At 62.6% G+C, this 18,418-nt stretch carries 20 protein-coding genes and 1 pseudogene; 14 read left to right on the top strand and 7 right to left on the bottom strand.

Translation table 11 applies throughout. The annotated features are described in order from the left end of the window. Nucleotides 1–42: 42 nt before the first annotated feature. From D6850_RS18615 to D6850_RS18595, 5 genes are all read right to left on the bottom strand, one after another. Entirely contained in the window at nt 43–951 is a 909-nt protein-coding gene (locus tag D6850_RS18615) for a pirin family protein (RefSeq protein ID WP_121169123.1), read from the bottom strand. 121 nt (nt 952–1,072) lie between these two features. After that, complete coding sequence (locus D6850_RS18610) at nt 1,073–2,050, bottom strand: glutathione S-transferase family protein (protein ID WP_121169122.1); 978 nt, start codon at nt 2,048–2,050, stop codon at nt 1,073–1,075. Nucleotides 2,051–2,089: 39 nt separating this feature from the next. Further along, nucleotides 2,090–2,890: a VOC family protein gene (locus tag D6850_RS18605; RefSeq protein WP_245964266.1), complete on the bottom strand. Its 801-nt coding sequence runs from the start codon at nt 2,888–2,890 to the stop codon at nt 2,090–2,092. 89 nt (nt 2,891–2,979) lie between these two features. Next, nucleotides 2,980–3,423, bottom strand: coding sequence for a DoxX family protein (locus D6850_RS18600; protein WP_121169120.1), 444 nt, complete (start codon nt 3,421–3,423; stop codon nt 2,980–2,982). 29 nt (nt 3,424–3,452) lie between these two features. Then, on the bottom strand, nt 3,453–4,031 hold the full coding sequence (locus tag D6850_RS18595; protein WP_121169119.1) for an NADPH-dependent F420 reductase: 579 nt from the start codon (nt 4,029–4,031) through the stop codon (nt 3,453–3,455). 127 nt (nt 4,032–4,158) lie between these two features. Between D6850_RS18595 and D6850_RS18590 the strand changes: the two genes are divergently transcribed. Beyond that, nucleotides 4,159–5,055 carry a LysR family transcriptional regulator gene (locus D6850_RS18590; protein ID WP_121169118.1) on the top strand — a complete coding sequence of 299 codons (897 nt, stop codon included), beginning with the start codon at nt 4,159–4,161 and terminating at the stop codon, nt 5,053–5,055. Between the two features lie 12 nt (nt 5,056–5,067). Here D6850_RS18590 and D6850_RS18585 read toward each other — a convergent pair. Continuing rightward, a pseudogene (locus D6850_RS18585) lies at nt 5,068–5,253 on the bottom strand (transposase); the annotation flags it as partial. A 52-nt stretch (nt 5,254–5,305) separates the two neighbouring features. Further along, entirely contained in the window at nt 5,306–5,671 is a 366-nt protein-coding gene (locus tag D6850_RS18580) for a hypothetical protein (RefSeq protein ID WP_245964265.1), read from the bottom strand. A 389-nt stretch (nt 5,672–6,060) separates the two neighbouring features. Here D6850_RS18580 and repC point away from each other — a divergent pair, with 389 nt between their 5' ends. The 13 genes from repC (at nt 6,061) to D6850_RS18510 (ending at nt 18,386) form a co-directional block, all read left to right on the top strand. After that, nucleotides 6,061–6,354, top strand: coding sequence for a replication initiation protein RepC (gene repC, locus D6850_RS18570; protein WP_281272601.1), 294 nt, complete (start codon nt 6,061–6,063; stop codon nt 6,352–6,354). 313 nt (nt 6,355–6,667) lie between these two features. Next, nucleotides 6,668–7,153, top strand: coding sequence for a hypothetical protein (locus D6850_RS18565; RefSeq protein ID WP_121169115.1), 486 nt, complete (start codon nt 6,668–6,670; stop codon nt 7,151–7,153). A 40-nt stretch (nt 7,154–7,193) separates the two neighbouring features. After that, nucleotides 7,194–8,132 (top strand): ArdC family protein, encoded by a 939-nt coding sequence (locus D6850_RS18560; RefSeq protein ID WP_121169114.1) that lies wholly within the window; start codon nt 7,194–7,196, stop codon nt 8,130–8,132. A 23-nt stretch (nt 8,133–8,155) separates the two neighbouring features. Then, nucleotides 8,156–8,428, top strand: coding sequence for a DUF6330 family protein (locus D6850_RS18555; RefSeq protein ID WP_121169113.1), 273 nt, complete (start codon nt 8,156–8,158; stop codon nt 8,426–8,428). An 87-nt stretch (nt 8,429–8,515) separates the two neighbouring features. Then, nucleotides 8,516–8,905 (top strand): DUF3768 domain-containing protein, encoded by a 390-nt coding sequence (locus D6850_RS18550; RefSeq protein WP_121169112.1) that lies wholly within the window; start codon nt 8,516–8,518, stop codon nt 8,903–8,905. Nucleotides 8,906–9,059: 154 nt separating this feature from the next. Next, the gene (locus D6850_RS18545) at nt 9,060–11,039 is read left to right on the top strand and encodes a ParB/RepB/Spo0J family partition protein (protein WP_121169111.1); all 1,980 of its coding nucleotides are present in this window, start codon (nt 9,060–9,062) and stop codon (nt 11,037–11,039) included. 76 nt (nt 11,040–11,115) lie between these two features. Then, nucleotides 11,116–11,709, top strand: coding sequence for a hypothetical protein (locus D6850_RS18540; protein ID WP_009503761.1), 594 nt, complete (start codon nt 11,116–11,118; stop codon nt 11,707–11,709). Continuing rightward, nucleotides 11,709–12,365, top strand: a complete 657-nt coding sequence (locus tag D6850_RS18535; protein WP_121169110.1) for a DUF6927 domain-containing protein — start codon at nt 11,709–11,711, stop codon at nt 12,363–12,365. Before D6850_RS18540 ends, D6850_RS18535 begins: the two co-directional genes overlap by 1 nt. Nucleotides 12,366–12,469: 104 nt before the next feature. After that, entirely contained in the window at nt 12,470–12,769 is a 300-nt protein-coding gene (locus tag D6850_RS18530; protein WP_074838673.1) for a type II toxin-antitoxin system RelB/DinJ family antitoxin, read from the top strand. After that, nucleotides 12,756–13,046, top strand: a complete 291-nt coding sequence (locus tag D6850_RS18525; RefSeq protein ID WP_121169109.1) for a type II toxin-antitoxin system RelE/ParE family toxin — start codon at nt 12,756–12,758, stop codon at nt 13,044–13,046. The genes D6850_RS18530 and D6850_RS18525 overlap by 14 nt, the downstream gene beginning before the upstream one ends. A gap of 105 nt (nt 13,047–13,151) precedes the next feature. Beyond that, nucleotides 13,152–17,414: a strawberry notch family protein gene (locus D6850_RS18520; protein ID WP_121169108.1), complete on the top strand. Its 4,263-nt coding sequence runs from the start codon at nt 13,152–13,154 to the stop codon at nt 17,412–17,414. 122 nt (nt 17,415–17,536) lie between these two features. Continuing rightward, on the top strand, nt 17,537–17,923 hold the full coding sequence (locus D6850_RS18515) for a DUF6878 family protein (RefSeq protein ID WP_121169107.1): 387 nt from the start codon (nt 17,537–17,539) through the stop codon (nt 17,921–17,923). 1 nt (nt 17,924) lies between these two features. Beyond that, complete coding sequence (locus tag D6850_RS18510; RefSeq protein WP_121169106.1) at nt 17,925–18,386, top strand: DUF6915 family protein; 462 nt, start codon at nt 17,925–17,927, stop codon at nt 18,384–18,386. Nucleotides 18,387–18,418: the final 32 nt, after the last annotated feature.

The following is an 18,418-nucleotide window of genomic DNA, read 5'->3' as shown; positions in this document are numbered from 1 at the left end:
TTTCCTTTTCAGTTGGTTGGTTTTTCGTATCAGGCGGCATCCTCACGCGTGCTTTATGAAGGTGCCGTTGTTCAGTTCGAGGAGTGCCTGGCGCAATTCCTTCTGGGTGTTCATCACGATGGGGCCATGCCAGGCGACAGGTTCCTGAATCGGTCTGCCGGTCACCAGCAGGAAACGGATGCCTTCGTCGCCAGCCTGAACCGTGATCTCGTCGCCGGATCCGAAACGGACCAACGTGCGGTTTCCGGTCAGGTCGCGGATGTTCAACTCGGTCCCGCGATATTCCTTTTCAACCTTGATGCCTACAGGATCGCTGGCATCGCGGAACGTGCCGGAGCCAGCAAAGACATAGGCAAGCGCATTGGCCCGCGTGTCCACCGGAAGCACCTTACGCCGCCCGGCTGGGACCGAGACATCGAGCAGCATCGGATTGGCCGCGATCCCGTCCACCGGGCCGGTCTTGCCCCAGAACGAGCCAGTGATCACCTTGACCACCGTGCCGTCGTCATCGCCCTCGACGGGGATGTCGCAGGCGGTAATGTCCTGGTAGCGCGGCGCCGTCATCTTGAGCGATGCGGGCAGGTTGGCCCAGAGTTGGAAGCCGTGCATCTGGCCCTTGGCGTTGCCCGCAGGCATTTCCTGATGCACGATGCCCGATCCGGCGGTCATCCACTGAACGCCGCCCGGGCCGAGCAGGCCGCGGTTTCCAAGCGAATCGGCATGTTCGACCTGACCGTCCAGAACATAGGTGATCGTTTCGATCCCGCGATGCGGATGCCAGGGGAAACCCTTGGAGTAAAGCCGTGGGTCATCGTTGCGAAAATCGTCCATCATCAGAAACGGATCGGTCAACGACGGATCGTCGAATCCGAATACGCGCTGCAGATGCACGCCCGCACCTTCCAGTGCGGGTTGTGCTCTGCTGGTGGATGCGACCGGTCTGAACGTCATGAGAGGCTCCTTTGTCCTTATGCATCCAAGATGGGCCTTGGAGGCGAAATCGTTATTGGCGAGGATGTGACATCTGCTGTGCGATAACGCGCAGATCTCAATGCCGAGCAAGCAGGTGCTGTCAGTCGGCCGCGACTACGTCAAGCAAACGCCGGACATGCGCCGGGCCGGCCGGCCGGATGCCCGTCGGATTCAACGCCTTGATCGAATAATAGCCTCGCGTGATGTGATCCATGTTGACCGTCTCCGCGACGCCCGGCAACCGCAGCACACGCTCCATATGCGCCGAAAGGCGCGGGTAATCCGCGATTTGCCGGCGGTTGGTCTTGAACAGTCCGTGATAGGCCGCGTCGAAGCGGATGAGCGTCACGAAAGCACGGATATCGGTTTCGGTCAGCTTGTCGCCGAACAGATACGGGCGGCCGTCACCGAGGCGCGTCTCCAGCTGGTCCAGCATCGCGAACACCCCCGAGACGGCCTCGTCATAGGCCTCTTGGCTGGAGGCGAACCCGGCCTTGTAGACCCCGTTGTTGAGATTTTCGTAGACCAGCCTGTTCAGCACGTCGATCTCTTCGGACAAATCGGCAGGATAGAGGCGGATATCTGACGGGGCGATTGCTTCGAAGGCGGTATCGAACATCCGCAGGATATCGGCGCTTTCGTTGTTCACCATGACGCCGCGCTTCATGTCCCACAGCACCGGCACGGTAGCGCGGCCCGAAACATGCGGATCGGCACGGGTATAGAGTTCATGCATGTATCTCGACCCGTAAAGCGGGTCCTCATCCGCGCCCGGATAGCCGCCGAACCGCCAGCCCTGATCGGTCAGCGTCGGGTTGACTACCGTGACCGGGATCAGATCCGCAAGCCCCTTGAGGCGGCGCGCGATCAGGGTGCGCGAGGCCCAAGGGCAGATCAGCGCGACATAAAGCCGGTACCGCCCGCCCTCGGCCTCGAAACCACCCTCGCCCGTAGGCCCGGGACGCCCGTCGGTTGTGATCCAGTTCCGGAACTCCGAAACCTGGCGCACGAAACGCCCCTGTTCATCGGCCTTCTGGACAGGCTGCCAGTCCTCGACCCATTTTCCATTCACAAGCATGTCTTGTCTCCTTTATTACTATCAGGTTCGCAAAGCACCTTACTGCGCCAGCGCGAAGGCGGTGCCCCAGGGATCGGCAACCCGGTCGCCGCCAAGGCGCTGCATGATCGCCTGCCGCGCCGAGGGATCGACGCCGAGGGTTATTTCGCCCAGGCCCGCCTCGAAGGTGTCCCGCGGCCCCGCCCCGCGGCTGTTCCAGGTATTGCCTGCCAGCTGGTGATGATAGCCGCCGCTGCCGTAGAAACTCGCGCCGGGATAGGTTGCGGCGATGTCGAGGCCGAGCGTGTCGTGATAGAAGCGATCCGCCTCTTTCGTGTCGCCGACCTGCAAATGAACGTGGCCGATGATGCCGCCTTTCGGGAAACCGGCCCAAGTCCGGTCTTGCGCCGCGCGCATCAGATCCTTGAGGTCCAGCGGGTCCGTTGCCATGCGGATATCGCCCGCGCGATCGCGCCACTGGCTTGGCGGTCGGTCGACATAAACCTCGATGCCATTGCCTTCGGGATCGGCCAGGTAGAGCGCTTCGCTGACGATGTGATCCGACGCCCCCTGCAGCCGCGTGTCCGTTTCGGTGACATGGCCGAACCAGCGGGCCAGATCGCCGCGCGACGGCAACAGGAAGGCGGTGTGAAACAGACCCGCCTGCCTGGGATCGCGCGGACGAAACGACGGGTCGCCGTCAAGATGCAGCAGCGGCGTTTCTTCGGTGCCCAGCGTCACGCTGCTTCCGGCTTCTGCCAGCGGCACCAGCCCCAGAACATCACGGTAGAAGGACGTAACGGCATCCAGATCCCGCACCCTGAGCCGAACGGTATCAATGCGGATCGGCGCGGCAGTCATCTCGAATGTTTCCGTTGCGGTGGTCATCGTGAAACTCCTGTGCGGAAGCGTGCGGGGCAGTTTGCCCCGCACTATGAAGACGGATCGGATCAGATCCGGCTGCGCTTGAGCGCATAGGCGCCGTCGCCCAGCAGGGCCTGCACGACCAGTGTGATCGCCCAAAACGCCGGATACTCCCAGCCGCCGCCTTCATTCGAGAAGAAGAAACCGGCCGCGCCATGCGGCGCGTAGATCGAGCCGAGCAGGACCGGCACCAACGCGAGCGACACCCAGCGGGTCCAGACGCCGAGGATCAGCGCCACGCCGCCGGCAAGCTCGGCGGCCATCACGAGATAGGCGAGTGCTCCCGGAAAGCCGAGGCTTTCGAAGAAGGCGGCCGTTCCCGCCGGCGTGAAGATCACGAGTTTCAGCCAGCCATGGGCGATGAACAGGATTCCCAGCGCAACGCGCAGGATGGTTGCGGCGAGATCGGCATTTGCCACACCGGGGATCACCGGTGATTGAGGCGGGTTATGATGGTTTGCGTTGGACATTGTCTTTTTCCTTTGTTCGGGAGGTTGGGTCAGGCAGAAAACTGCCAGCGCGGTGCGATCTCGGTGCCTTTTTCGAGCACATAGCCGAACTGGATATTCAGGAAACCAAGCGGCTCGAGCTGACGGGCGGTGGCCAGGGGGCCGGCATCGACCGGCTCGAACCCGGCCTCTGCGGCCAGCATTTTGACGGTGTCGCGCGCCGTCTCGTCGTCGGCGGCAACAAAGGTCTGCAACGGTTGACCGTCCAGCTTGAGATCCCCGGCATAGTGTTGGGCGAAGATCGTGTTGAAGGCCTTCACGACAAACGCTCCCGGAACGAGCGCAGCGATCGCCTCGGCGGCCGACGTGGTGGTGCCGAGTTGCAGGGACGAGAAATCCTCGGTGACGGGGTTGGACACATCAATGACGATCTTGCCGGTGAAGTCTGCCTGTTCGACGATTTCGGCAGCCGCCCCATAGGGGGTCGCGAGAATAACGATATCGGCCTCATTCACGGCGTTTGCCACATCGTCGGCGCGGCCAAAGGTCCCGACCTGATGTTGCGTTTTGCTCAGGACATTTGCCAGACCGGATCCGACATTGCCGTTGCCAATGATTGCGATTTTCATGACTTGCTCCTTTTAGTGCGCGCTTTCACGCGCTGTTTGATCTGTCAGGAAGATGCACCTTGCCATCAATCAATGAAATGACGACTATAGAGAATGACTATCCGCAAAATGTACTAAGTGATTTGCCTTGGACATCGTCGACGAACTCCGGGCTTTCGTGGCCACCGCGCAGACTGGCTCGTTCACTGCGGCTGCCCGTCAACTCGGCGTGTCGAACCGACTGACCTCCAAATATGTGGCCGAGCTCGAGCATCGCCTTGGCGTGCGACTGCTTCAGCGGACGACAAGAAAGGTGGGGCTGACGCCGGCGGGTGAGGAGCTGATTGCGCGGGCGCCCGCGCTCCTTGATGATCTCGATGACCTGCTCGGCAGCGTTGCCGAAGGATCGCGCGGCCTGACCGGCGTCATTCGCATTTCAGCTCCTGTGACGTTCGGCGAAGTTTACGTTACGGGGATGCTGGCACGGTTTGCCCGGCAGAACCCGGCTCTTACGCTCGATTTGCGACTCGATGACCGCTATGCCGATCTGGCCAGCGACGGCATCGACCTGGCTTTTCGCATTGGCCGGTCCGAGATGCTGTCGCTCAAGACGCTCAGGCTTGGCACCTTCAGCAGTCTTCTGGTGGCCAGCCCGGACTATATCCGAGCACACGGGAAACCCGGCTCGCCCGAAGACCTCGCCAACCATACCTGTGTTGTGGACACCAACCGGCGGGTTCCGCACAGATGGGTCTTCGAAAGAAACGGGACCGAGACAGTTGTTCAGATCCAGGGGCGTTTTCAGGTCAACTCGGCGCGCGCTGCCATGGATCTGGCCGTCGGCGGCTTGGGGATCGCCAACATCCCGCGGTTCGCCTTGCGCGACACCATAGAGACCGGCGCTCTGGTCCCCTTGCTGGAGGAATTCGGAGGCGACAGCGGTCCTGTCAGCGCGGTCTATCTAGAGGGTCGGACCCTGCCACGCAAGATCCGCGCACTGATCGACTTCGCCGCCGAGGATATCCGGTCTACCGCGATCCTCTAGAGCATCGAGCCGTTAACTTGATCCATATCCTGCTTCGCAGAAGTAATTCCAGCTTTCCTGCGGTGTGGACAGATCGCAGACTTCCGCGAGTGCGTCGAACATCTGGTCGAATGTTCTGGCCCCGGCCCGCCGCAGGTGCGCTTTGAGTTTCGAGAACGCCATTTCGATTGGGTTCAAGTCGGATGAGTACGGCGGCAGATTTTCAATCTGCACCAAAACTGTGTCAGAGCCGATCATCAACGCCGACGGCTCAGTTTGTGAAGGCATCGATAAGGTTGATGACGGAGAGGATCTTTCTGGTGTCACGATCAACCCGATAGGCGCGGTTGCCCTCGCGATAATAGCGCCAATCGTCACGCGGTTCTAGATTTAGCCTACGGGGATCGCGAATAACCACGTAATCACCGATGCGAAGGACGTCCCCGATTCTGGAGCCGTAGTGATTATAGGACTTGCGTGCCTGCCCCGGCGGCACACAGGGCGGGTTCTTTTTTGCAAGTCCCGGCGGGCAATGTCCTGCAAATCCGTTGTGGTGGTCGCCGTGCGCCTTGCCCTTGCCGCGCCCAGGGTCTGCCGATGCAGGCACGGCGGCCATCGATACGGCAGCAATCGCCATTACGGCCAGTGTTCGAGAAAATCTCATAGCTCGCTCCGCTTCAAGTGTTGTCGAATAGATAGTCCTGAGCGCGGCAGAAGTCAGGCATAACGAACATCACCAGGCCATAATGTGGCAGAAACGGCGGGCTTCCGCTTGCCTCGTTGCCGCCTGCGAACAACGAAAGGATGGGTCGATAAGCCTGTCCGGCCCGGCCTTGAGCTAAGTCAGTTTCGCCCTCGGCATGATGCGGGCTGGCTGGCACGTGGCGCTCGCGGCCCTAATCGCTTATCTCGGTGCGGTGCTGGAGCCGAAACCCAATAGGGTGTCCGGTGCAACCATCGTGCTTCTTGCGTTGTTCCTGCCCGGCTTTGCGCAAGAACCGGACCGCTCTCGATCGGCCGGCAATCATGCAGGCGTGTCCTGAGTTCGCGTCTTGGGTGCGCAACACGGGCGGATTTTTCAAGGATTGGGGTGATCTGCATCGGGTTGCTGAACCACTCAGGCCGATGGTGGGAATTTCGGAGCATGCCTGGAACGTGGCGCAGGAGCGAATGGGCACACAGGTGGCAACGGCGGCGTTTGCGCTCGTGTTCGAAAAGCATAGCACGGGTGAGGTTGCCTCGCCGGGCGGATATCTGCGCGGCATGGTCGAGAAGGCGGGGGCAAGAGATCTGCACCTCAAATACTGCTTCTATTGCTGACTTGGCCGTAAGGCAACGTGACGCTTCACGATCGAAAAATGCACCGTGTGGACAGTTGTAGGCAGGCCTTTAGGGAGATTTCTGCCTATATGCGTTGCCGACCCTGCCTGCCGATCTGAATTGGCTGTGCCAAATCAAAGGCTTCTGGAGACGACACGGTCTTGAGCATTTTGTTGAGGGCCCGTTGGTTTTGAGAAGGACAGGGTCCGTACCCAGGAAAAGTGAAAGTGTTCTTCGGGTTTTGTGACTGACGGATGAGGGCCTTTGGGATCCCTCAGATGGGTCCGGGCCGGATTCCGGTCTGTCATTCCTGATGAAGGGCATTCCGATGCAAACAGGTGTCTTGCGCGTGCTCCGCGCAACCGCTGCCTCCTGGTGGCGGCATCGAGAGCTTCGCCGAACCGGTCAGCTGGGGCTGGCGAAGCGGCTCGAAAGCGAGACCGTCATGCGTGATCTCGGCCATCTCAGACAGGCGGCGACTTTGCCAAACGCGCATGTGATCTGCGGAGAGGGTGGGACGTTCCTCCATCTCGGTTGGACCACCGTTTCAACCTTCGCGCCGATCGAGCGCTTTCCCTTGGCCACTCTTGCGGTCGCACGAGGGACCCCGTTCATCGATATCCGACCCGTCACCGATGCGATCGGCTTCGCTGACCTGCCGTGCGTGAAACGGGACGGATCGGACGACCTTAACCCTTCGGGTCCCGGCACGTCCGTTTCACTCACTACCTACATCGACATGGTCGAAGCGCTCGGTGCCAGGATCGCCAACGATCCGCGCAACAGTCGCTCAACCTGATTCTCAATCTTTCTCACCAACACTCGAAAGGAGGCCAGCCATGGCCCGATCCCGCACGCCCAAATTCGATGCCTCCGAGGTCATCACGAACGAAATCATCCGCATCATCGAGCGCGGCGTTCTGCCGTGGCGCAAGCCCTGGACCGCAGGTGGCAGCTCTCGTCCCCTGCGTGTGGGCGGTGAACCCTACCAGGGGGTGAACAACTTTCTGCTGACGATGCGGACCGTGATGGCGGGCCACAGCTCACCTTTCTGGATGACGCTGCCGCAAGCCAATGCGTTGGATGCAAAGGTCCGCAAGGGCGAGAAGTCTTCTGTCGTTGTTTATTACGGTCAAAGCCGGAAAGACGCGGGCGGCGAGGACGACCGCAGCGATGGTGATGATCGCTCCGAGGAAGCCCGCATCTTCCGCTTCCAGAAATCCTACCGCGTGTTCAATGCCTGCCAGATCGAGGGCTTGCCCGACAGTTTCTACCCCGACCCGGAGCCTGCGCCCGAGCATCTGCCGTCCGAGCCCATCCCGCACATGCAGGCGTTTTTCGATGCCATCGACATCACGACCGTCTTCACGGGGACAGAAGCCTACTATTTGCCCCCCGTGGACAAGGTCTACATGCCATCCATCACGCGGTTCCAGGACCCGCGCAATTTCTACGGGGTCTGGGCGCATGAGCTGGCCCATGCCACGAAAGCCCCCCATCGACTGAACCGTAATTTTGGTCTCTCGAAGTTCGGCAACACCTCTTACGCGCGCGAGGAGATCGTCGCGGAATTGACCTCGGTGTTCCTGGGTCAGACGCTCGGCTTCACAGCGCATACGCTCGAGATGAATGCCGCCTACCTCCACAACTGGTTGCGCGTTCTTCGGTCGGACAAGGGCGCGATCTTCCGGCACGCCGCGGACGCGCAACGTGCCTGCGACTACCTGATCGCCAGATCGGAGGCGGGCAGGGCAGGGCGCAGCGCCGAGGCCGCCTGACCAAAGGGAGAACGGAGACGCCCATGTCACGCAAGGAACCCAAGACGCTGCGGTTGGCCGGGCTCCGCCCGTTCTTGCCTCAAACTGTCCCCCGGACAGTTTGCCGCTTCGCGGACCGGCGCGAACTCAACGACGGCCGCCGCAAGATCATCACCTTCAAACGCGGTGCCTATTGGTGGAGCCCGTCCGAGGGCGCGTATCCGCTCTCGGCAGCGCTCGAGAACATCACGGACCAGGGCGGCTGGATCGAAACCATCCCCAACCCGAATTACCGACCCAAGGGGCTGTTCGGGTAGAGGCCCTTCCGCTTCGGTCCTGCCGCGAGCCGGAAAAGGAAAAGCGGGCTTTGGGAAGGGTGTTTCAACATCTCAAGGGAAAGCCCGATGACCAGTACCGCACACCCCCAGACAGACCGTCCAGATCCGAGTGTGATCGCCGCACTGAACGACTCATTCCGCAAGCTCGCCTGCCTTGGGGTGCCGCCCGCGCAACCCATCCAGGGTCGGATGCATGTCACCCGCTCGCTTATGGAGGCCGGTGACGGCTTCATGGCCGAGGCGGTGAAGGCAACCGGTGAGTTTGCCACGTTCGAGCCTGAGAATGACCCGGAAGGCTGGCACGATTTTGGCGCGGTCGAGATCCGAGGCGAGACCGTGTTCTGGAAGATCGATCTCTATGAGGCAGATTCGGATTTCCGCTACGGGGCTGAGACCCCGGACAATCCTGCCACCACCATGCGCGTGCTGACCATCATGCTGGCGCGCGACTGGTAGGGCAGGGGACACCCCCCCTGACACTCCAAGCGATGAAGGCCCACTGACCCCTCAAAGGGAAAGTGGGCCTTTTGTCGTGGTGATCCCTGAAGCCGGGGATTGGTCACGCGCGTGAGCGCGCGGGCCACACCTCACCCACCTGGAAGGATATCCCATGACCACAAGCTTTGCCCCTCTCACCGTCGCCATCGGCGATCTGGTCCCGCATCCCGCCAATGTGCGTAGCAACTCCCCGGAAACCTATGACCCTGAGAACATCGCCCATCTGAAGGCCAGTATCGCCGTGCTCGGCCTGCTCCAGCCAATACTCGTCCAGAAGATCGACGGTAAGTACGCCGTGCTCGCCGGTGGCCGGCGTCACGCGGCGCTGAACGAGCTGGTCGCGGACAAGGCTGCGAAGGGCTTCACGGCAAAGACGAAGATCGACTGCCGCCTTGTGCCGGAGGATTGCGACGTGACCACGGCCCTGTCGCTCGCCGAGAACATCACCCAATCGCCGATGAACGCAATCGACGAGTTCGAGGCTTTCGCGCGGATGATGGAGGTGGACGGCCAGACGCCCGAGACCATCGCAAAGACCTTCGGCACCACGGTGGCCGCCGTGAAAGGCCGGTTGCGCTATGGCCTTATCCACCCCGACATCCGCGCCGCGGCCCGGGGCAAGGTGATCACGCTCGACACGATGAAGGCCTTCGCCGAGCACCCGAGCCAGGAGGCGCAGCGCGAGGTCTTCGAGGCGCTCACGAAGGACGGAGGCTATCTGCAGGCCTATACCGTTCGACAGGCGCTCAAATCCCGCGGGGTGCAGGTCAGCGATGATATCGGGGCTTTCGTGCGCGCGGACTACGAGGCGCGGGGTGGCGCCGTCGCGGCTGACCTTCTGGAAGAGCATTCCGTGCTTGAGGATGCGGCGCTGGTCGAGACCATCCTGCTCGAGAAGCTCGGTGCCGCTGCCGAAGAGGCCCGTATGAGGCTGGGCTTTGCCTGGGCCGATGCGATGGTCCGCTATGATTACGCGACCATGGCCGACTACGGTCGCGTCTATCCCGGCCCCGTTGAGCCCGACGAGGCCGCCCAGAAGCGCATCGATAAGATCACCGCCGAGCTCGAGAAATTGCAGCTCGAGATGGAGGATGAGGGGCTCGAGGACGGTGCCTACAATGCCCTCTACGACCGCGTGGACGCTCTGGAAGAGGAAGCCCGCGACCTGCAGGAGGCCTACAGCGCCGAGGACCTGGCGCGGTCTGGGGTGATCGCGTCGTGGCAGGGTGGGCAGATCACGCTCCATGTTGGCCTCGTCCGCCCGGAAGACACCGTGAAAGAGGAAGGCGCGCGCGGCTCCTCGCCTAGCCCGACGGGGGAGGAGGCCCCGGACGCCGGCGAGATCAGCTACCCGGCGTCGCTGGCTGAGGATCTCAAGACAGAGCGGGCCATGGCCCTTGGCGCCGCGATGGCGCTGCATCCGGAGGCCACGCTCGATCTGACGCTCTTCAAGCTGGTTAGCGACGTTTTGAGCAGCGGCATGAGTGTCACACAGGCGATCAAGGTCGAGGCCCGCAAGGAATACCGCAGCCATGCCAAGTTGGACGAGATCGACGAGACCTCTCTTGAGCAGGTGGCGACGGCGCATGATGCGCTTGACCTCTCGTGGCTCGATGACACCCGCGCGCCCGCCGATCAGTTCGCGGCGTTTCGCGCGCTCGAGACAGGGGAGAAGGCCAAGCTCATCGCCTTTGCGACGGCCAGCACCGCGCAGTCCTGCTTCGCGCGGGACCGCCAGCGCGACAGCCTGATGCATGAGTTCGAGATCGAGATCATGCCCGACATTCGCGCGCATTGGACACCGAACGCGGCCCTCTTCAACCGCTTCAAGAAGGCCTGGCTGCTGAAGATCCTCGGCGAAGATCTGGGTCTGGCCCAAGAGGCGGTGACGCTGGCCTCGTCGAGCAAGAAGGAGATCGTCGCTTTCTGCGACAAGCTCTTCGCTGAACCCTTCGCCACGCTCACCGACGCGCAGCGCGCTGCCGTGGCCACCTGGTGCCCGCCGATGATGCAGACCGCCGGGGTCGCGCTCGACGACGCGCCCACGTCGGAAACCCCGGAGCCTGACAGCGAGGTCGCGCAAGCGGCCTGAGCCATCACGCGACCCGCGCTTGGGCCATGCCGCCCGCGCGGGTCGACCCTCCCACACCCAACGGAAAGACATCCCCATGGCTATTCTCAAGTTCTCTGCCTCCGCTGTTGCAGCGCAAATCGCGCATGCGCGCGCCTGCAAAACCTTCCTGCCCAACTGGAACGGGCCCGTGGACAGACCTGCCCTGATCCTGATCGTTGGTAATGGCGTGCATCTGCGCTCGAACGGCATCGATGGCACGACCACCCGTATCGTCACCACCGAACAGGCCGATCCCTCCTTCGCCTTCGCCGACGGCATGAACCCGTTTCGGGATACCGACTGGATGGCGCAGCGCCGCATGGCGTTTCGCGATCTGACCGGCCAGTTCTACACCGACATCCTCGACGACGTGCAGGTGCTCATCGACCGGGGGCAGGGGGCCATCCGGCTCGCCACCGATGGCCACAGCATCCGCGTCTTCGTGCGGCGGGCCTCGGACTATCTCATCGGCGGAACCTACGAGGTGCCCTCAGGCCTTGGCGGCACCTTCCGGGTCATCCTCAAGGATGCCTGCGACACCTTCGCGATCGTGCAGAACTGCGGCAATTGCGAGGATTTCGACGCCATGCAGCCCTACCGCGTGCCGCTCGATGCGCTGATGGAAATCGATGACCGGAGGGCGGCGTGATGGGTTGGCTCTTCTATACCGATCGCCGCGTCCAGACCTATGCGGATGAGAAAGCGGAAATCGCCCGGCTCTGCACCTTCGAGAGCGAAAGGCGCAAGACGGAACTGGTCAAAGCCTGCAAGGTGGGTTCGACTTGGTACGCGGCGGCAAAGGTCTCCAACCTTGGCGGCACCCCGGTCGAGGACGCGACCTATGTCACCGATGCGGATGGTTCCATCACTTTCGGGGCTGTCTTCCTCACGCGATACGATGACGGCTGCTGGGGCTACAAGGACATGGAGGAAAGTGCTGGCCCGAACGAGTCTCGCGCCCCGCTCAGCCTGCTGTCGCTGCTCTCAGAATTGAAGGACCCAGAGAGCTATGCCCATGCCTGGCGCCAGCGTTGTCGGGACTGGGCGTCGATTCCGGACTACGAGGAAGGCGACAAGATCAGGCTCGCCACCCCTGTGACGCTCACCGATGGCAGCACCTGCCAGATCGTCACCGCGACCCACTACGGGCGGGGCCGGCAGAAACGCCGCTGCTACCGCATCGAGGAAACCGGTGGGCTCGTACGCCTGTCGAAGGCCTCGCTTGCGGGCTCGGAGCTGCTCAGCTCCGCAAAGGGCGAGGCCAGTCCTGTGCTGGCGGAGTTTCTGGCGGGGCAGGGTGGCTGAGTTTCCCGCTGAGACAACACCACGGGACCACGCGCACACATACTGCCGACTTGAAATCGTATCTCAAATGAGATACATCATTCCCATCAACTGGAGGACCACCCATGCCTGCCCAAACATCCATGCTTCATGTCCGTGTTGACGATCAGCTGAAAGCACAGGCTTCGGACGCACTTGCGGGCGTCGGTCTGACGCTCTCCGATGCGGTGCGCATTCTTCTGACCCGCGTGGCCGCAGAAGGCGGATTGCCTGCCGGATTGACCGCTGATCCGGATGCCTATGACGCCTGGTTCCGGGCGAAGGTACAGGAAGCGCTGGACGATCCAAGCCCCACAACGCCCCATGCCAAGGCGATGCAAGACGCCCAAGCATTGATTGACGGGAAGCGCCTTGCCAAATCTTGATGGGCCCGATCTTGAATGGAAAGCCACGGCCATCGCCGACTTGTTGGCAATCATTGACTACATCTCTGACGACAACCCGGATGCCGCCCAAGTTCTCAAAGATGAGATTGAACACAAGACGTCCCTCCTTCCAGACCGCCCTCAAATGTACCGCGCGGGCCGTGTCGATGGGACGCGGGAGATGGTTGTTCGGCCAAACTACATCGTGGTTTATGTTGAAGGCCCTGAGATGGTGACCATTTTGCGCGTTCTTCATGCTGCGCAGCAGTGGCCATGATCGGGGTGCAGGCCCCCCGCTAAGAAATTGCCCGCTCTACGCCTTCAAAGTGTAGAGCGGGCTTTTTTCCTTTGGAACTCAGACCCTGATCCAAAGGAAACCCCCATGTCCAAGCCCCGCTCAACGCTCCCCAATCCTGTTGAATCCGACGCTAACCTCGCCTCTGCCCTCGCGCAGATCGGCGCGGAGGTCGACCACCAACCCCTGCGCAGTTCAGCGCTCGCGCGCATCATGCGCGAGACGTTTCATGGCAGCGATGCTGGCGGTGCCTGGGACTGGCGCATGGCATATGACCTGATGCAGGCCGCGGCCATCCAGGTGCTGCTGCGTGGGGACGGTGCAGCAGGTGACATCGCCGCTGCAAGGCTGCTTGCCTCACGGCTCCTGACGGAAACGCGTCGGTCGGAGCAGCAGATCCGGCTGCAGCAGTTTTCCACACCGCTGGCATTCGCGACCATGGCGGTGCGGGCCGCGGCGATCCGCAAGGGCGAGACCGTGCTGGAGCCCTCGGCTGGTACGGGTGCCCTGGCTGCTTTCGCCGCCCGGGCCGGTGTTACGCTTTTGCTCAATGAAATCGACCCCTTTCGCCAACGCCTCCTGCGGGCCCTCTTCGGTGGCGAGGTGACGGGCCATGACGGCGAGCATATCGACGATCTGCTGCAGACGCCGGTTCTACCCGACGTCGTGGTGATGAATCCGCCCTTCGCCTCCTCGGTCGATCGATCCCGAGACAAACACATCGCCGCCAAGCATCTCATCGCGGCCGCGAAGCGTCTGGCACCGGGCGGACGGCTGGTCGCGATCATGCCGCTGGGATTCACGCCCGAACGCGATGCCGCGCATTGGTCCCGCGCCTGCGGCCTCCTGACGCCGCGATTGGCGTTGACGATGCCGGGGCAGGTCTACCGCAAGCTCGGCACCTCTGTCGAAACCCAGCTGATGGTCTTCGACAAGGTGCAGGAGGACGGCGAGATGATCCGCGCCAGTGTCCGGGGCTTGGATGAAGCCCTTCCTTTTGTCGACGCCGTGGCCGCAACCCGGCCCGAGATGCGCCCCGCCCAACGGGCTGAAGCGATCCCTCATGCTCGGCCGACCGTTCCATCATCTGCCCCGCGCAAGACCGCCGCTGCGCCTGTCGCCGCCTCCAAACCCCGGGCCAATGCCGTTGTCCCGCTAACTTTCACGAGCCTTGATATCCCGCGCGACAACACGCCCATCTCGGACATCTATGCGCGCTACCGCCCACAGCGGATCGGGATCGCGGGTGCGCAGGAACATCCCACGCCGCTGGTCGAAAGCATCGCCATGGCATCGGTCGCGCCGCCGGTGCCCTCAAACACGGGCAGTGATGACTTGCGCCTGCCCGCACGGTTGATCGAGGAGGGAGATCTCTCCGAGGCGCAGCTGGAAACCATCATCATGGCACATGATGCTCAAGGGCGCGACCTGCCCGGTCGGTTTATCATCGATGACGACCAGACCAAGCTGACGCGCGCCGATGATGATCCAGACGCAAGTGCCTATCGCCTTGGCTATTTCCTCGGCGACGGCACCGGCTGCGGCAAGGGGCGCGAATGCGCGGGGCTCATCCTTGTGAACTGGCTGGCCGGACGCAGGAAGGCGATCTGGGTCTCCAAATCCGCCACGCTCATCGAGGACGCGATCCGCGACTGGATCGATCTTGGCGGCTCGCCCGCCGACATCCAGCCGCTCTCCAAATGGAAACCGGACCAGTCCATCCCGATGGGCGACGGTATCCTTTTTGTCACCTACGCCACGCTGCGGTCCGCGGGCAAATGCGGCACCACGCGACTGAGCCAGATCCTCGCCTGGATGGGTGAAGACTTTGACGGCGTCCTCGCTTTTGATGAGGCCCATGCCATGCAGAACGCGGCAGGGTCCGAGCAGGGCAGGGGGGTCAAACCCTCCCAGCAGGGCCTTGCTGGCCTGCGGCTGCAACTGGCCGCGCCGCGCGCTCGCGTCTTCTATATCTCGGCCACGGGCGCCACGAGCGTGCATAACCTCGCTTATGCCGCACGTCTCAGTCTCTGGGGGAAAGGCCCCGAATACCCCTTCCCAAGCCGCGAGAGCTTTGTGTCGGCGATGGAAGCTGGCGGTGTCGCCGCCATGGAGGTGGTCGCGCGCGATCTCAAGACGCTCGGGCTCTACACGGCGCGCGCCCTCAGCTTCGACGGCGTAGAGTATGACGTGCTCGAACACGCGCTCACCCCGGCCCAGATCGAGATCTACGACGCCTATGCGACTTCGTTTCGGACGATCCACCACAATCTCGAAGCCGCGCTGACAGCGACCGGCGTCAACGACGCCTCTGGCGAGACCAATGCGTCGGCCGCACGCGCCTCGGCCAAGTCCCGCTTCGAGAGCACGAAGCAGCGCTTCTTCAACCACCTCCTTATGGGCATGAAAGCCCCGAGCATTATCCGCGCAATCAAGGAAGATCTGGCGGCGGGCAAGGCTTGCGTCATCCAGGTTGTCTCGACAGGTGAGAGTCTGCTGAAACGCCGGCTTGAGACGATGGACCCGGAGGATGAACTCGTTGAGGGCGCCTTGACGCCTCGCGACTACGTGCTGGGCTACCTCGAACAGGCTTTCCCGATCCATGCCCAAAAGCTCGTGGAGATCGACGGCAACATGGTGGCGGAACATTTGCGGGATGAGACCGGCGCGCTCGTCGTCTCGCGCGAGGCGCTCGCCCTGCGAGATGCGGCCATGATGGAGTTGATGACGCTCGCCCCGATCCCCTCGGCGCTCGACCAGATCCTCTGGGCCTTTGGCGACGAGGCCGTGGCAGAAGTCACGGGGCGGTCCATCCGGCCCCTCAAGGCCGAGGATGGTCATCTTTTCATCGAGAAGCGCGCCGCCAGCAGCAATTCCTCCGAGACCCAAGCCTTCATGGACGGTGAGAAGGATATCCTGATCTTCTCCGATGCAGGTGGCACGGGCCGGTCCTATCACGCGGCGCAAACGGCGAAGAACCAGAAACGGCGGCGGCACTACCTGTTGGAGCCCGGCTGGCGCGCGGATGCGGCCATCCAGGGGCTGGGCCGCACGCATCGCTCTGCCCAGGTCAGCGCGCCCTTCTTTCGGGTCTGCACCTCCGATGTGCATGGCGAGAAACGTTTCACCTCGACGATAGCCAAGCGCCTCGACCAGCTGGGGGCCTTGACCAAGGGCCAGCGCGAAACCGGCTCGCAGGGCATGTTCCGCGAGGAGGACAATCTCGAAAGCCCGATCGCGCGGGCGGCATTGCGTGGCTATTACGCCGATCTTGCCGCCGGGCGGGCCAAGGCGATGAGCTACGAGAGCTTCACCGACTGGACGGCCTTGCGGCTGATCGACAAGGACGGGGTGCTCCTTGAGGAGCTTCCCCCGATCCAGCGGTTTCTCAACCGGGTTCTCGCCCTGCCCATCCACATGCAGAATGCACTGTTTGCCGAGTTCATGAGGCGGATTGCCGATCAGACCGAACGGGCAAGGGCGGCGGGTACGCTCGATTTCGGCGTGGAAACCCTGCGCGGCGAAAAGATCGAACAGGTCTCCACGGAGGATCTCTGGACCTGCCCGAAATCCGGCGCCGTGACGCGTATCATCGGACTGGAGGTCACCGACCCAGTCCACGTTCTTGGGGCCGAAGAGGCCATGTCGCGCAATCCGGATAAGCTGCCGATGATCAATCGCGCCTCCGGCCGCGCGGCGCTCATCTCGGCGCGCCCCATGCAGATGTATGACGAGGACATTGTCACGCTGATGCGCAAGGCGGTGAGGCCAAACGGGTCCAGCTACCTCGAGGAGGCGCGGTTCGAGTCCTCGGCCTGGGAAGAGATCGACAGGCCCGAGTTCGCACGGCTTTGGGATGCCGAGGCTGCGTCTCTGCCAAAAACCACCACGACCAAGCTTTACCTGCTGACCGGGCTCTTGTTGCCGATCTGGAAGGACATTCCGACCACCAATGAGCGCATCTACCGGGTCACGCCCGATGGGGCGAAAGCCATGATCGGGCGCACGCTGAGCGAGGAAGGTGCGGCCGCGCTGCGCGCCCGCTTCCTCGTCTCCAATCCGCAAACGCCGCAGGAGATGTTGACCGCCGCCCTCGGCGCCACCGCACCTGTCGATCTGGGCCGGGGTCTGACCCTGACCCGTCGCCGGGTCGCAGGCGAGATGCGCCTTGAGTTGGGTGGCGTGGACAAGGGCATGATCGACGGCCTCAAGGCAATGGGATGTTTCACGGAGATCATCGCCTTTCAGTTGCGGGTGTTCCTGCCGCATGGGGACGGGATCGACACGGGAAGCATTCTGGCCCGGATCGTGGGGCAGGAAGCCGCCATGACGTCAGAACAAGCCGCCTGAAAAGTCAAAGCGGGCTTTGGGCCGGGCGTCGCGGATCGGGGTTTGGCCGGTCTGCGTTTTCCGGGCGCGCGCTGACCAATGCCACGCCCGGCCCCCCCAACTTCAGACAAGAGGACAGACCCATGACCAATCCCCAGATCGACTATGCCGCAATGGCGGCTCAGTGGCGCGCGGAGCGCGAAACCACCTTGAAGGCGACCCGAGCGGAGCTGCTGGCGCAACTACGTGCGCTTGGCATCAGCGAGGTCACTGCCGAATACGAAGGCTATGGCGACTCCGGCAATGTCGAAGATATGACGGTGCAGCCTGCAGAGGTCCAACTGCCGGAGCCGCTTGCCACCGAGGTTGGCGACTTCGCCTGGTCGCTCGCCTATCACCATCACCCGGGGTTCGAAAACAACGAGGGTGGTTACGGCACGCTGACCTGGGACTTGCGCAACGACAGCATCACCCTCGATCACGCCGACCGCTATGTCGAATGTTCGCACAGCTATGACGAGGGGCTGTGAGATGGCCCATCCGCTTCATCATGCTGAAAGTTCTGCCCGGAAATTCGGCGGGGTGCCGTCTGACTATCAGGCTGTGCACGATTGGTTTGACGCCTCAAAAGAGCACCTCGCGCTCTTTACGCACCGAGCCTTGCGCCATCATGCCCAAGGCCTGTTCGAGGCCGAACGTGTTTTCGGCCTGACCCTGACCAATAGCGCAGGTCGGGACATTCCCGTGCGCTGGATCGGCGAGCAGCATATCCGTGAAGACTGCCAGGGCCGCATTCCGAGCATGGCGGACTGGCTGCGACGGATCCAGCCCGAGCCATGGATGGCCAATGGTCATATCGACCGCCATGTCGGCGATGATCCCTGCGGCGACCCAAGGGTCGCTTGGGCCTCCGAGGTCGCCGCCGGACGAACCGTTCTTGGCCTGAAGGATTGGATGGCGGCGCGCGCGACGCAAGCCACGCAAAGCGCCTGACAGCTCTCGGCCGTTTGCCAAACAAATGCTGC

This window comes from Roseovarius spongiae, assembly GCF_003651245.1.
GTDB lineage: Bacteria > Pseudomonadota > Alphaproteobacteria > Rhodobacterales > Rhodobacteraceae > Roseovarius > Roseovarius spongiae.
This window is presented reverse-complemented; position numbering and strand designations above follow the sequence as displayed.